Source organism: Saccharopolyspora erythraea NRRL 2338 (assembly GCF_000062885.1).
In the GTDB taxonomy this organism is placed as follows: domain Bacteria; phylum Actinomycetota; class Actinomycetes; order Mycobacteriales; family Pseudonocardiaceae; genus Saccharopolyspora_D; species Saccharopolyspora_D erythraea.
Map to the genome: position 1 here is coordinate 1,259,550 of NC_009142.1, position 14,495 is coordinate 1,274,044.

The 14,495-nt window shown below is 65.9% G+C and carries 14 protein-coding genes; 9 read left to right on the plus strand and 5 right to left on the minus strand.

All coding sequences use genetic code 11. The features are described 5' to 3' along the window. Positions 1-5: 5 nt before the first annotated feature. Positions 6-206 carry a hypothetical protein gene (locus SACE_RS05575; protein WP_011873262.1) on the minus strand — a complete coding sequence of 67 codons (201 nt, stop codon included), beginning with the start codon at positions 204-206 and terminating at the stop codon, positions 6-8. A gap of 153 nt (positions 207-359) precedes the next feature. Between SACE_RS05575 and SACE_RS05580 the strand changes: the two genes are divergently transcribed. Beyond that, complete coding sequence (locus SACE_RS05580) at positions 360-1,559, plus strand: helix-turn-helix domain-containing protein (protein ID WP_009946520.1); 1,200 nt, start codon at positions 360-362, stop codon at positions 1,557-1,559. Beyond that, positions 1,556-2,086 carry a flavoprotein gene (locus SACE_RS36140; RefSeq protein WP_081468307.1) on the plus strand — a complete coding sequence of 177 codons (531 nt, stop codon included), beginning with the start codon at positions 1,556-1,558 and terminating at the stop codon, positions 2,084-2,086. The genes SACE_RS05580 and SACE_RS36140 overlap by 4 nt, the downstream gene beginning before the upstream one ends. Before the next feature lie 153 nt (positions 2,087-2,239). Here SACE_RS36140 and SACE_RS36145 read toward each other — a convergent pair whose 3' ends face one another. From SACE_RS36145 to SACE_RS05590, 4 genes are all read right to left on the minus strand, one after another. Then, a complete protein-coding gene (locus SACE_RS36145; RefSeq protein ID WP_081468306.1) occupies positions 2,240-3,289 on the minus strand; it encodes a Shedu anti-phage system protein SduA domain-containing protein in 1,050 nt (349 codons plus the stop codon). Positions 3,290-4,364: 1,075 nt separating this feature from the next. Continuing rightward, complete coding sequence (locus tag SACE_RS37420; RefSeq protein ID WP_143538077.1) at positions 4,365-4,967, minus strand: hypothetical protein; 603 nt, start codon at positions 4,965-4,967, stop codon at positions 4,365-4,367. Between the two features lie 280 nt (positions 4,968-5,247). Continuing rightward, the gene (locus tag SACE_RS37425; protein WP_143538078.1) at positions 5,248-5,931 is read right to left on the minus strand and encodes a hypothetical protein; all 684 of its coding nucleotides are present in this window, start codon (positions 5,929-5,931) and stop codon (positions 5,248-5,250) included. Positions 5,932-7,032: 1,101 nt separating this feature from the next. Continuing rightward, the gene (locus tag SACE_RS05590) at positions 7,033-7,872 is read right to left on the minus strand and encodes an alpha/beta fold hydrolase (protein ID WP_029621958.1); all 840 of its coding nucleotides are present in this window, start codon (positions 7,870-7,872) and stop codon (positions 7,033-7,035) included. A 70-nt stretch (positions 7,873-7,942) separates the two neighbouring features. Here SACE_RS05590 and SACE_RS05595 point away from each other — a divergent pair, with 70 nt between their 5' ends. From SACE_RS05595 to SACE_RS05625, 7 genes are all read left to right on the plus strand, one after another. Next, the gene (locus SACE_RS05595; protein WP_011873264.1) at positions 7,943-8,917 is read left to right on the plus strand and encodes a helix-turn-helix domain-containing protein; all 975 of its coding nucleotides are present in this window, start codon (positions 7,943-7,945) and stop codon (positions 8,915-8,917) included. 369 nt (positions 8,918-9,286) lie between these two features. Beyond that, on the plus strand, positions 9,287-10,039 hold the full coding sequence (locus SACE_RS05600; protein ID WP_009949535.1) for a protein phosphatase 2C domain-containing protein: 753 nt from the start codon (positions 9,287-9,289) through the stop codon (positions 10,037-10,039). Between the two features lie 372 nt (positions 10,040-10,411). Next, a complete protein-coding gene (locus SACE_RS05605) occupies positions 10,412-11,707 on the plus strand; it encodes an ATP-binding protein (protein WP_009949534.1) in 1,296 nt (431 codons plus the stop codon). 87 nt (positions 11,708-11,794) lie between these two features. Beyond that, positions 11,795-12,211 (plus strand): roadblock/LC7 domain-containing protein, encoded by a 417-nt coding sequence (locus SACE_RS05610; RefSeq protein WP_009949533.1) that lies wholly within the window; start codon positions 11,795-11,797, stop codon positions 12,209-12,211. Continuing rightward, positions 12,208-12,567: a DUF742 domain-containing protein gene (locus SACE_RS05615; protein ID WP_009949532.1), complete on the plus strand. Its 360-nt coding sequence runs from the start codon at positions 12,208-12,210 to the stop codon at positions 12,565-12,567. Before SACE_RS05610 ends, SACE_RS05615 begins: the two co-directional genes overlap by 4 nt. A 4-nt stretch (positions 12,568-12,571) precedes the next feature. Beyond that, positions 12,572-13,180, plus strand: coding sequence for a GTP-binding protein (locus SACE_RS05620; protein ID WP_009949531.1), 609 nt, complete (start codon positions 12,572-12,574; stop codon positions 13,178-13,180). Further along, the gene (locus SACE_RS05625; protein WP_009949530.1) at positions 13,177-14,469 is read left to right on the plus strand and encodes a cytochrome P450; all 1,293 of its coding nucleotides are present in this window, start codon (positions 13,177-13,179) and stop codon (positions 14,467-14,469) included. The genes SACE_RS05620 and SACE_RS05625 overlap by 4 nt, the downstream gene beginning before the upstream one ends. The last annotated feature ends 26 nt before the right edge of the window (positions 14,470-14,495 follow it).

A 14,495-nucleotide genomic window follows, 5' to 3' on the forward strand; every position in this document is an offset into this window, starting at 1 on the left:
GCTGGTTAACCGCCAACAGCCCGAAGGAAGGTGACGATGCCTTCGACTGCGCTACCCAGCCACGCCAAGACGGTTTGGACCCACGTCGCGGCCTCGCCGGGGTACCGCACCACCAGCACGACGGCCGCGATACCGAACAGCCAGCGGATCACCTTCCCTAACGGGCCTGCGCTGGCCTGCATGACTGGAAATTGGCTCTTCGCCATGATCTTCCTTCCTTCGTCGTGCGCTGTTGTCGCCACCTACTCTCGGGTTGCATGCGTTGCTGAGGTCGCATCGTTGTGAGGTAGTCAGGGAGTGCGGGTTCGACTAGTACAAAAGTGCGGGTTGCTCGACAGCGAGAGCAGTTAGGTGGGCGCATGGTTACCGAAGGGCCAATCGGCGAACGCATCCGCATCTACCGCCAGCGGCGAGGGCTGAGCCAGAAGGAGCTGGCTCACCTGGTCGGCCGCTCGGAATCCTGGCTATCGCAGGTCGAGCGTGGCATCCGCTCTGTCGATCGACTGTCCGTGCTTGTCGACGTGGCGCGGGTGCTCAAGACCGACGTCGAGACGCTCGCCGGCTACCGGATGGCCTACGCGCCGAACGGACAACCGGAACTTGAAGGGCTGGAGGACATCCGTCAGGCGATGAGCGCCTACGCGGGGCTCGGACTCAGCCGCACACCGACGAGCAGCGTCGCTGAGATTGCGAGCCTGACCACCGAGGTGCACCAGCGTTACCAGGCAGCCGACTACGCGGCTGCTGCTCGGATCCTTCCTGGCTTGATCACTGCCTCAGACGCGGTCGTCAGCGAGAGCGGGTCGGCTGATCTACGGGCCGCGCTGTCGGTGCAGAGTCAGGCGTATGTGGCCGCGGCAAAGCTGGTCACCAAGATCGGTGACGGGCAACTCGCCTGGATCGCCGCCGACAGGGCCGTCACCGCAGCGATGCGTGCCGACTCGGACATCCTCAAGGCGATGGCGGCGTACCAGGTCGCTTGCGCGTTCCTCAAGACAGACCGGATCGACCAAGCCGAGCATGTTGCCATCACGACGGCTGAGAACTTTGCTGACGACAGCCCAGATGGCCTCTCCGTTCAGGGTGCGCTGTTCCTCATCGGCGCGGTAATCGCTGGCCGCAGGTCTGACCGGCCAGAGGCAACTGACCGCCTTCGGCGCGCGCAGTATCTAGCGGACGCTCTTGGCTACGACGGCAACCACGGTTGGACCGCCTTCGGCCCCACGAACGTAGCGATCCACCAGATTTCCGCAGCTGCGGAGCTCGGCGACGCCAAACTCGCCATCGCCAGGGCGGAGGACGTCGAGACGGACGGCCTTCCGGACGGACTCCGCAGCCGGCGGGCTCAGGTCTTCATCGACACGGCTTGGGCCTACTCGCAGCATCGCGACGACGCGGCTGTTGTCGTCAACCTCATGGAAGCGGAGCGCACCGCGCCGCAAGCGCTGCGGTACAACGTGATCGTTCGTGAGATGCTGCGCGAGCTGCTGAAGCGTGAACGAAGGTCAGCCACGCCGGGCCTGCGGGCCTTGGCCAAGCGGTCTGGGGTGCTCCATTGACGGCAAGCCGCGTTCTCTACGTTGTTGGAACAGCCGCGCCGCCAGTCCTCAACTTGGGCAACCTAATCCGACTACTCCGAGCCGAGGGCTGGTTGACGTGCCTGGTTCTCTCTCCGACCGCTGCTGGTTGGGTCGACACAGCTGAACTCGAACAGCTCACGGGGATGCCTGTGCGTAGTGCGCTTCGTCAGCCGACGGAGCAGGACCCCTTCCCGCCGGCGGATGCCGTTCTTGCCGCCCCGCTAACCTTCAATACCGTCAACAAGTGGGCGGCAGGCATGAATGACACGACTGCCCTGGGGGTACTGAACGAACTCCTTGGCGCTGCGGTCCCGATCGTTGCCGCCCCATGCGTGAAGTCGTTGCTCCAAAGCCATCCGGCCTACCGGGCGAGCGTTGAGCGTCTGACTGAGTCTGGCGTTCGGTTCCTTGAGCAATCCCAGACGGTGGTCAGAACACAAGACGCTGCGGTCGATTTCGACTGGCCATCATTGGTTGCGGAAGTCCAGCGGCTGCGTAGCACCTAGGCGGCCGAATGACAACGGGGTGGCACGGCTCCGCTGAGGTAGTGTCACCGCTGTCACCATGTCACCGAACGCGGGGTGACCTGTGCGAACGATGGTGACAGTACGGTGACACCCCTATGCGCTTCGACACGTCGACATCCCTGCAAGAAATGGTTATTCAGAACCCTCTCGGGATGACTGATCCTTTTCCAGAATGTCTAGTCTGCGCTTGGCTCTGGCAGCCATTTGATCGTACGTAATTACCTGGATGCTGTGAAGTCTGGCATTTAGTCCACGGAGCCCCTTGAACCAATTCAGATCCTTTCCCTGTGATCTTCCTATGACGATCGTTGCGCGAGGGTAGTAAGCCACTATGTTCTCGTAGTCATCCATTCCCTTCTTTGCGCTTTCGTGAAGCTTGTCAAGGTAGCGATGGCACTGCCCGATTGCTTTTGACGAGTCGCTGGACCAGTACCACGATTTATGGGAACTGTCCCAGATTATTGGCTCCATTCTTGGCGTCTTGAGTTCGACGATGTCTCTTAGTCCATCCAGCGAATTTTCGAGCATCATGTCGACGCTCTCTCTGTTTCCTATGGACCGTACTTCGTCTAGTGACCTGTACTCATCGCCTAGCGCCCAGGCGTGCCGCTCCATCCACCGTTGAAAATCTGACTCTGGGTGGTCGGCGCTTGCATCAAGCATTCGATTGAGATCTTCAAGCGCCTGGCGCAGGTCTGCCGATCGAGCCGAAAGCTGAATCGACCGTATTAGATGCTCGCCGTCGGGGTCGGCTGCAAGTCGCTTCAGTGAACCGTCGTCTTGTGAAATCTTGCGTATAAGGTTTCCCAGCGTGTGTACGTCGATTGATCGTTCGCTGTCGCCATCCTCGTCGGCGCGAAAAACGAAATAGCGACCATTTTCGGGCTGGCTGGAAATGGCTGCGATTTTCTGTAGTTCTTCGCGAAGCTGCAGAAATTCATCATTATTCAAGGTGAAGTCAACGGGGTATCCTACCTGAAGCCCGCTGTCGTTCTTTTTCCAGTAGCGAACCTTTAGGGATACTTCAATTCGTGATTCGCTTCGCGTTATATACCTTGGAATTAACTCGAAGTGTGTTCTTGAGCCCGCGCGCAATGTAATCGGATCGCTATATGAGAGACTTTCCGCTGCAGCTTGGCGCCGGTCGAAGATATCATCGCCCACGCTGACCTCCTGCTTCATGAAGAATCAACAACCGTGCATCGTGGCTGCCCGAAGAACCGTTACGCACACGATGAAGGCTGGACAGGTACGGGCGCAGCGGTTGCAGTGACCGGCATGTCAGCGGCGGTGGGGGTACGTGCCTGAGCCTGTCCTGGTGTCGGAAGGCTGCGTCGTTCTGGTCGACGCAGCCCGCGCTCGCGGCGGGACAGAACAAGATCTTCGACAGTGCTCGTGAAGTCGGTGACAGAAGTTCTTGTCGCGGACTGTCACCGCTGTCACCGTGTCACCGAACCTGGTTTGACCGGCGAGAACGCTGGTGACAGTACGGTGGCAGCCCTAGCTTGCGGTGTCACCGGACAGCTGAAGACGGCTGTAACAGTGGTTAATCGCGCTCGCGTCGTTGGTTCACTTTGGCCTGTACTGCGGGGTGCTCCGGGATAGTCGAATCTCCACTTCGGTTTCGGACCTTGGCGTCGGTCGCGGACATGCGACACGCCTCGCTCCTATGCTGCCCGCGTCCCATGAGGGCGACGTACGTGCGAGCGCGAGTGCGGGGCAGCATGCGGAACTAGCCAGGGAGGCTTGTTCGCAAAGGTGTTCTCAAGGCCCTCTCAGATCGCCACAGACGACCGCTTGGCCCCACCCGCGGGTTCTGCCTAGGGAGCGATCGTTCATGAGCTAAGCCACGCCCTCGACTAACCACTGTTGCTGGAACAGTGGGGTCTGCTTGGCGCCGGCGGGAGCCCTCTAGGCGCAAGGTGGCTGCTCAGGATGCGTGTGAGGCTCTAGCGCCCCCTCTAGACCTAGAGGGGGCTCCTTCTAGGTCTAGAGCGTCGGAATGTCACCGCTGTCCCCTCGGCCTGGTCAAGGCTGGAGCAGTGGGGGGATTGGCTGTCCTCACGTCGTCGACCACGGCCCGTCAGGCTCTGCCCTGGGCCTAAGGCGCCTACAGCCGGTGGGCGCAGGAAAGCGGATCTCAGAGCGCGCTGAGATCGCCGTAGACGCCCTGAACGCGAGTGTCGGTACTTGGCGCACTCGTCGACAGGCGTCATGTTCGACTCATGACCGCGCCGCAAGCGCACAGCCCCGTCGTCTACCAGATGATCACGCTTTCCCGGTCCCGCTCGATGTATTGCTGATCGACCCAAGGATTGTGTGCTTCACCGGGATCACTGTCAGGAAGACGTGACAGCAGAACGACGCGAAGTTCCATCCGGGCAATCTGTTGCCAACCTTCTGGGAGTTTGACTGGAATTTCGAGTGGCTCGTTCCTGGCTCGGTTGTATTCGTATAGTGAAACCTCATATACGGGCGCGCCGTCCTGACTCGTCTCCGTTGCTGGCTTGAATATCTCACCTCGGTACCGGAAATCGACGATTACGCCGGGCGGCCCCTCTTTGTATACTGCTTTGATGACGAATGTTTCTTCAGTTGTCTCAACTGAAAGAGACCACTTTGGTGCCGCATTGCGATGACTCGTGTCTTCTGTTAGTTCAACGGTCCGGAGCGCGGCAGCCGCGGATTTCTCGGCCGCCTGGGCGGCTTGCTCTGCAACAGGAAGGGCGCGTTCGGCGGATGCTGCGGATCGCTCTGCTGCGTTTGCCGACTTCCGAGACGCCCACCAGCTCAGGCTGCCTACTCCCAACGCGGCCCCAGCGATGATGTTGGTGATAGCGGCAGCTATTCCTTCGTCCATTAAGAAGTGCCTTCCATTAGGTGGTAGGTTCACTGCTACATAGGCGCAAGCGTTGGACGCGTTACCCATCGCCGTCCCGCCAGCGGGGAGGCGCCGTCAAGGTTTCCTGCTGCTCCCCTGACCTGGTCAAGGCTGGAGCAGGAGTGGATTGGCGGCCCTGAAGTCGTCGCCCACGGTCCGGCGGGCACGGTCCGTGGGCAAGGCGTCGGCCGCCCGTGGGAAGCTGGAAATCGTCGATCCGGCACCTGACGGTGGCTTCCACTTCAATGCGTGTCCTGGGTCAGTTGTCAACCGACTTCGTGCTCTCGCCTGATCCTGCCAAGAGGGACAGGTAATAGGTTATGTCCGCCTCGACTTCGGTCGCAGTGCCCCATATTTTGTTTAGCAATTCCTCCTTCTTTTCCCTATCTATCACCTCGCCCTTGGTGATGTCATCAAGCAAACCGGTCGCAAAGTGAGAAATGGCTGCCATTATGTTGTGGAGTTTGTGCACCGGAGGCGGCGCGTCCTTCGGTGAATGCATTCCTGCACTCAGTAGGATGTGGTCAAATTCGGATCTTTTGGTTACGACCGCCTCTATAAGTTCGGACACCTGTTTGCGTGTCGCGGAGTAGCTTAAATTATGGTCGGCTGCCAAAAGAAATAGTCTTTTTAGGTTGATGAGAATCTCTCTCGACTTGAACAAGATGTCAGATAGTGATTCGCGATGTTTGGCAATCCGGATCTCGTTTCGGTCGGCCTCTGCGGATGCTAGCTGACCCTCCATTAAGCTGACCTGCTTCTCGGCCGCATCGGCTTGCCGTTTGGCATCGGCTGCCTGGTTCATTGCTGCAACTGCTTGCTCGCTAGCCGACCTGGCTTGCCTGCTCGCGATTCGTGCCTGATAGGAAGCGATACCCGCGGCTGCGAGTGCAACTACTACTGCGACCCACGCTGCCACGTCGCCCAGCACATTCTCGTCCACGCGGATCACCTTACTGAAGCGCGAGCCATTTGAGATACGGCTCTTCGTTGGTGATTCCGCCTCTGCGAGACACGGAACCGTACGTGCCGCTTGGTCGTACCTGTGGTTTCCAGGCTTCGGAGAATCGCCCTCAAGGGGCCTGACGTCGCCGTAGATGCACTGTCGAGCACTGCCGGGTGTTTCGGGTGGGCCGCAGCTGTAGGGCTGCCGGGAACGGGGGCCGCCTGGGGCTCAGTTCGCCCCCCGTGCGGACTGCCCCCCACTGTTCCAGCTGTCCCATCTGACCTGCGAAAAGTGAATCCTTGCACGGCTGTGAACCAATCGATCCGAGAACTGAAAAGCGGAAGGTCGGCGGTTCGACCCCGCCCCTGGCCACCTCGAAGAGCTGCGAAAACGGTCCTCGTCGATCTCGGCGAGGGCCGTTTTTAATCGCGCTCGCGTCGTTGGTTCACTTTGGCCTGTACTGCGGGGTGCTCCGGGATAGTCGAATCTCCACTTCGGTTTCGGACCTTGGCGTCGGTCGCGGACATGCGACACGCCTCGCTCCTATGCTGCCCGCGTCCCATGAGGGCGACGTACGTGCGAGCGCGAGTGCGGGGCAGCATGCGGAACTAGCCAGGGAGGCTTGTTCGCAGAGGTGTTCTCAAGGCCCTCTCAGATCGCCACAGACGACCGCTTGGCCCCACCCGCGGGTTCTGCCTAGGGAGCGATCGTTCATGAGCTAAGCCACGCCCTCGACTAACCACTGTTACAGCCATCTGTCGCCACCGTGGACTTGTGGACCATCCGTGGACCACGACATTGGCGACGGGTGCGAAACGCGCACGTCGGGGCTGCGTCAGCGAATGCCTGGGGGCACGGTTTTCCCAGCTCACGGGATGTTCAACGTACTGGCAGTCAAGGGGTCACGGGTTCGAATCCCGTCAGCTCCACTCGAAAGATAGCGGGGCCGATGTTCGCGAGAGCATCGGCCCCGCTGCTTTTGTGCGTGACAACTAGAGTGACTGCGGCTCTGTGCGCTATGGCGCATTTCTCGCGAGCGACCACGCAACGTTCTCGGCAACGTCAACGTGCGCCGCGGCTTTCTTTGCACCAAGGCCGTTATGTCGTGAAGAAATCGACGAGGGCGCGGGCGATCCGGCACGGGGCGTTCTCCGTTGGGATGTGGTCCGCTTCCGGGATTCGTATGAGCGTGGTTCGCGGGATCTCCGAGGCGAACTTCTCGGCGTACTCCACCGTCTCGAAGCCGTCGTCCTCTCCCCAGATCAGCAACTTCGGCGTCGTGGACCGCTTCAGCGCGGGAACCAGATCAAGGGTGTAGCGGCTTTCGGCCGCGCCCGCCATTGCCAGCCAGGAGCGGCGTACCCGCGGATCGGTCCACGGGTCCAGATAGTCGGCGATCAGTTGCTCGGTGGCGGCACCGGCAAGCGCCGATGTCACGGCCTGCCGGCGGGCGGCGAGAAGTTCATCGGCGGTGGTCGCAGCGGCGATCACCGGGTCGCGGAACCGGGCCACATGGGGCGCGGGCCAGGAGTCGTAGGTGACCGAGTTGACCAAGGCCAGCCGGGACACCTCCAGCCGATCCTGGGCGAGGAGGTGCTGGGCGATGGCGCCGCCGATGTCATGGCCTGCCACGGCGATCGGCCCGGAGATCTTCAGCGCCGACGCGAATCGCGCCACCCAGTCGGCAAGGGCCGGGACCGTGGCCGTTTCCGGGGTGAGTTCGCCCTCCGAGCGCCCCAGGCCGGGGAGATCGACCGCAAGGGGCCGCAGCCCCGCATCCGCGAGGCGGCCCATCACGGGAAGCCACACCCGGCTCCAATATGTGCCGTGCAGCAGCAACACGGCCGGGCCGTCCTGCCCTGCGGTCAGGTAGCTGGCGTTTTCGCCGTCGACCTGGACTGCGGTCCTCAGCACGCCCGTTCCAGTGGTTTCACGCATAGGGCCACTGTGCGCGGAGTCCGCCGCCAGGCCGAGAGTCCAAAAAGACATCAATGAGTACGATCCTGCCATGAGTCGTCATCGGGTGGTGGCCCTGCTCGACCCGCCCCAGTCGCCCTTCGAACTGGCCTGTGCCGCCGAGGTCTTCGGCACCGTCCGGCAGGACATGCCCGTCCACTACGACTTCCGGATCTGCGCCGAGCGTCCAGGTCCTCTGCTGACCACCGTTGGCTACACGATGCTCGTCGACGCGGGGCTGGAGGCCCTGCAGGAGGCAGACACCGTGGTCGTCCCCGGCTGGCAGCCGGCCGGCGCACCGGCGCCGCCGACCATCACCGAGGCGCTGCGGGCCGCCCACCAGCGCGGGGCGAGGGTTCTCGCCATCTGCACGGGGGCGTTCGTCCTCGCTGAGGCCGGACTGCTCGACGGCCGCCGCGCCACCACCCATTGGCGCAACACCGCCGAACTCGCCGCCACCTTCCCCGAGGTGCAGGTGGACCCCGACGTGCTCTACGTGGACCACGGCGACGTGGCGACCAGCGCGGGCACCGGTGCGGGCATCGACCTGTGCCTGCACGTCGTGCGTTGCGACCACGGCGCGGCGTACGCCGCCCAGGTCGCCCGGAACATGGTGCTGCCACCACACCGGGAGGGCAGCCAACTCCAGTACGCCGCACGGCCCGCCCCGGCCAGGGCGGACGAGTCGCTGGCGCCGCTGCTGGAGTGGGCCGTCTCCCGGCTCGACGCCCGGCTGACCGTCGGCCGGCTGGCCGAACGCGCCGGGCTGTCGAGCCGGACCCTCGCCCGGCGGTTCACCGAACAGCTCGGCACCAGCCCAGGGGAGTGGCTGCTCTGCCAGCGCCTCGACGCGGCACGTGTACTGCTGGAACAGACCAACCTTCCGGTGGAAGCCATCGCCACCCGGGTCGGGCTCGCCTCGGCGGTCAACCTGCGCCGCCGTTTCCGGGCGCAATTCGGCACCACGCCGGGCGCCTACCGACGGACCTTCGGCGAAACCCGGTTGGCAAAGACTGCCCAGCACTGACTGCTTCAAGGCACGGGACTGCACCACTATCAACCGGGAGATTCCGCGGTCGGAAGGCTCCTGCGGCACAGTCGGAAAGACATCAGAGCGAATGAGGAACCTTGCCATGAACACGCCCGGAATCGCTCGAAGCTCACGGGCAGGGGTGGCGTCGGAGGTGCCGTGGGCGGCAGCGTCAACGGCAACGGCTGGCGCTGGGGGAGGCAGCGTTTCCGGACCCGGACGCATTTCGCGCTGGCAGCCGACCTGGACAGCGGGTACCCATTGTCTGTTTCCGGGACCGGGCGGCCCGGGTGGGCGGGAGCGGGCATAGTGCCGGGTGGGGTCCGTGACCCGCGGCAGTCGACGGCAGGACGGGGAGCCAACCGCATGGACGTCACTTACGCGATCGAGCCGGCGCCGGACCGGGGGCCCGGCGAGGGCAACGAGGACTTCGTCGTGGCGGGGCCGTCCTGGGTGTTGGTGCTCGACGGCGCCACCGCGCCCGCCGGGGTCGACAGCGGTTGCGTCCACGACGTGCGGTGGCTGGTGCGCCACCTCGCCGCCGGGCTGGCGAAAAGCCTGGCGCTGCAGAGCGAGTCGCTGGCCGACGCGCTCGCCGGTGCGATCGGGATGACCTGCGACGCCCACGGCGGCACCTGCGACCTCGGCAACCCGTCGAGCCCGTCGTCGACGGTTTCGGCGGTGCGGCTGCGCGGCGACGACCTGGAGTATCTGGTGCTCGCCGACAGCCCGGTGCTGCTGGAGGTCGGCGGCGAGGTCCGCGCGATCGTCGACGACCGCCTGGACCGGTTGCCCAGCCGCTCCCCGGCGGCGGTGCGCGACAGCCGCAACCAGCCCGGCGGCTTCTGGGCCGCCAGCACCGCCCCCGAGGCCGCCTACCAGGCGGTGCGGGGCAGCGTCCCGGCCGCGGACGTGCGGATCGGCGCCGTGCTCACCGACGGCGCGTCCCGCTACGTCGAGCGCTTCGGGCTGACCGACTGGACCGGGCTGCTGGGCCTGCTCGAACGCGAAGGGCCCGGCGAGCTGATCAGCCGCGTCCGCAAGGCCGAGAACACCATCGAGCGGGAGCGGGGCAAGCGCCACGACGACGCGACGGCGGCCGTCATGCGGATGTCGTAGCGTGACCGCGGATCACCTGATCGGCGTAGGTATACATTCCACTGTGGAGTTTCCGCAGTGCGAAATCCGTGGCTTGGCGTGCGAGGACGGTGTTCGCCGGCCTCGTCGATCGACGATCCACCGTCCCGTGCCGCGAGGCTGTTCGCCCTGGTAGCCGCCGCCGGCGGGACGAGTCGGACCGGCTTGGCGGTGCAGTCCCGCCGCCATCTCCGGTAAACAGGGACGAAAGCAAGCCGAAACCTACGAATTCCCCCGGTGGCCGTAATAGGATCACCGTCCTCGAGCCACCGCACCCTTCCGCAAAGGTCCTGATCGATGTCGACAAGCACCTCTGTTCGCGACCGGGCCGCGCCTTCACCGATAGGACGTGCCTTGCTCGTCCTGCTCGCCACCGCCCTGGTCGCCGGTGGGGCGTGCACGGTGACGACCATCCTGGCCCCGGCATCGATCCGGCTGCCGGCGGGTTTGTACGGGGGAATCGCGGCTGCGCTGCTCGCGGTGTCGATGGCCATGGCGACCTACTGGTCGCTGCGCAACCGCCGCACGCAGGAGCGCGTCGACGAACTGGAGAGCGAGGTCGCCGAGCTCGCCGACCGCAAGCTGCCCGAGCTGGTGGGGCGGCTGCGCAGTGGCGCATCGCCCGACACGGCGCTTGCCGAGATCGAGCTGCCCGCCCACGAGCACCAGGCGCGGATCCTGCGCACCGCCGCGGCCGAGGTCGGCGGCGCGGAGCGGATGCGCGCGGCGACCATGGGCGCCTGCGCCAACGCCGCGGGCCGGGTCCAGGCCCTGACCACCAGCATGCTCGCCGACCTGCGCGAGATGCAGCACCGGCACGACGAGAAGGTCCTCGGCGACCTGCTCAAGATCGACCACAGCATCGCCCAGGCGGGCAGGCTCGCCGACAGCATCGCGGTGCTGACCGGTTCCCGGTCCGGCCGCCGCTGGACCAAGCCGATCGTCATGGAGAGCATCCTGCGCGGGGCGGTCGGCCGCATCCGCGACTACCAGCGGGTGCAGCTGCACTCCACCAGCAACGCCGCCATCGCGGGCTACGCCGCCGAAGGCGTCATGCACGCGCTGGCCGAGCTGATGGACAACGCCACCAGCTTCTCGCCGCCGTCGGAGAAGGTCCACGTCTACGTCGAGGACGGCCAGGTCGGCATCGCGGTGACCATCGAGGACGGCGGCCTGGTGATGAAGCCCGCCGCGCTGGAGCGGGCGCAGCGCGCGGTCTCCGCCGAGTCGCCGGACCTCAGCACGCTGTCGGGCACCCGGCTCGGCCTGGCCGTCGTCGGCAGCCTGGCCCGCAAGTACGGGTTGAAGGTGTCGTTCCGGCCGTCGGCGCGCGGTGGCACCGGCGTCGTCGTGCTCATCCCGCGCGAGCTGCTCACCCAGCCCAGGAGCGAGCCGGAGCCCGCGCCGGCTCCCGTCCGCTCGCAGCCGGTGACCGAGCCCGTGCGCATCGGTGCGGCGGTCCCGCAGGGCGACGGGCAGCAGTCGGCGCTGCCGCAGCGCCGCCGGGGCCAGACCCTGTCGGCGGCTCCCCGGCCGCCCGCCTCGGCGTCCCCGAAGGCGCGGCCGGACGCGGGGGCCCGCTTCACCGCGTTCCGCAAGGCCCGCACCGGCAGGCTCATCGACGACGGCCAGGAAGACGACGCCCGATGAGCGCCGTCGCAGCAGGTACAGGCACGGACCGGACCGAAGGATTGGAGGCAGGGGCGGACCGCCGCCGCGACGCCCCGGAACAGCGAGATGAACACCACTGAACGCGACCTCGACTGGTTGCTGGAGAACCTGCTGAAGCGAACGCCGGGGGCCCGGCACGCGCTCGTGCTGTCCAGGGACGGGCTCAAGCTCTGCTACTCCAGCGGGCTGACGATGGACCAGGCCGACCAGCTCGCCGCCATCTCCTCGGGCATCCAGAGCCTTTCCTACGGCGCTTCGGTCGAGTTCGGCGACGGCACCGGCGGCGTGCGGCAGTCCATGACCGAGTTCCACGGCGGCCTGCTTTTCATCGTCGAGGCCGGGGTCGGCGCGCACCTGGCGGTGCTGGCCGACGAGGACGCCGAGGTCGGCAACGTCGGCCACAACATGAACGAGCTGGTCGAGCAGCTCAGCGAGTACCTGACCGCGGCACCGCGCCCATCCGGAGGTGTGCGTCCGATATGAGCAGGCGAGAGCTGGAGAACGAGGACCCGGACCGGCTCTACATCGTCACCGGCGGGCGCAGCGACTCCGGGGAGAGCTCCCTCGACCTGGTCACGCTGATCGTCAGCGAGTGCGATCCCGCTCCGGGCATGCAGTCCGAGCACGCGCGCATCCTGCGCCTGTGCCGCAGGCCGACGGCGGTCGTGGAGGTCTCCTCGGAGCTGGGGCTGCCGGTGAGCGTGGTGAAGATCCTGCTGTGCGATCTGCTCGACACCGGCCGGGTCACCGCCCGCCACCCGTCCTCCGCCACCGCCAAGGCGGATCTGCCCGACCCCGAAACGCTTAAGCAGGTGCTCGTTGGACTCGAACGACTTTGACCGGATGGTGCCGGGCGCCACCGGTGCGACCGGTGGCGAGCGCACCCCGCTGCACAGCACCGCCGCCGACGCCCTCAAGATCGTCATCGTCGGCGGCTACGGGGTCGGCAAGACCACCATGGTCCGCTCGGTGAGCGAGATCCGGCCGCTGAGCACCGAGGAGACGATGACCCAGGCGGGACTGGGCATCGACGCCGACGTGCAGGGCAAGACCACCACGACGGTGGCCTTCGACTTCGGGCGGATCAGCCTGAACGCCGAGCTGGTGCTGTACCTGTTCGGCGCACCCGGCCAGGAGCGCTTCTGGTTCCTCTGGGACCAGCTGTTCTCCGGGACGCTGGGCGCGGTGGTGCTGGTCGACACCCGCAGGCTGGCCGACTCCTGGTACGCCATCGACCGGCTCGAGCAGCACGGCACGCCGTTCGTGGTGGCCAGGAACAACTTCGGGCCCCCGGACCACTCGCTGGAGGAGATCCGGCACGCCCTCGACCTCAGCCCGGGTGTGCCGCTGGTGGACTGCGACGCCCGGGACCGGGAGTCCTGCAAGTCGGTGCTGCTGACCCTCGTCAAGCACCTGTACGCGATGTCGATGGCCAGGGAGATCAGGTCATGACCGGTGCGTCCGAAGTCGAGTGGCCCGCGGCCGACGCGCCGTCGGACTGCCCCGTGCAGGAGGTGCCCGCCGCGCCGCAGGAGCACGCCGTGCGCATGTACGGGCCGATCCTGCAGCGCGATCCCAAGGAGCTGTACCGGGAGATGCGCCGCGAGCACGGTCCGGTGGCGCCGATCCTGCTGGAGGGCGACCTGCCCGCGTGGCTGGTGCTCGGCTACCGCGAGGTGCACCAGGTCACCACCGACTCCGAGCTGTTCGCGCGCAACTCGCGGCGCTGGAACCACTGGGACGACGTCCCCGAGGGCCACCCGCTGTGGCCTTGGCTGGGCATCGACCACTCGGTGCTGGTCTCCGAGGGCGAGGAGCACCGGCGCCGGGCCGGCGCGATCAGCGACGCGCTGGCGGCGGTGGACCAGTTCGAGCTGTGGGACCACTGCGCGCGCATCGCCGACCGGCTGATCGACTCTTTCGCGGGCAGCGGGCGCGCCGACCTGATCGCCGAGTACACCGACCGGATCCCGCTGCTGGTGGTCACCACCATGTTCGGCATGACCGAGGAGCAGACGCGGAACCTGATCGGCGACCTGTCGACCACGATCGACGCCGCCGAAGGTGCCGGGGCCGCCCACAACCGGGTCGTGGACCGGATGCGCGCTCTGCTCGCGGTCAAGCGCGAACGGCCGGGCAACGACCTGCCGACGCGGCTGCTGGGGCACCCGTCGACCGCCGACGACGACGAGTGCGCCATCGACCTGGTCATCCTGCTGACCGCCGCGCACCAGCCGACCGCGAGCTGGATCGGCAACACACTGCGGCTGCTGCTGACCGACGAGCGCTTCGCGCTGACCCTCTCCGGCGGCCGGCGCAGCGTGGGCGACGCGCTGAACGAGGTGCTGTGGGAGGACAGCCCGGTGTCCAACCTCCTGGGGCGCTGGGCGGCGCGCGACACCCAGCTCGGCGGCCGCGCCATCCGCAAGGGCGACCTGCTGCTGCTGGGCTACAACGCCGCCAACTCCGACCCGCAGGTGTGGCCGGACGGCACCAACGCGCACATGGCGGGCAACCACGCGCACATGGCGTTCGGGCACGGGGAGCACGGTTGCCCGTTCCCCGCGCCGGAGCTGGCCGAGGTGATCGCGAAGTCGACCATCGAGGTGCTGCTGGACCGGTTGCCGGATCTGCGCCTGGCGGTGGAGCCCGAGGCCCTGAGGTGGCGGCAGTCCACCACGATCCGCGGTCTGGTCGACCTGCCGGTGGAGTTCAGCCCGACCTACGCCAAGCGCCCCTGAGAGGCCGTCTTCGAACTCGCCTTGCG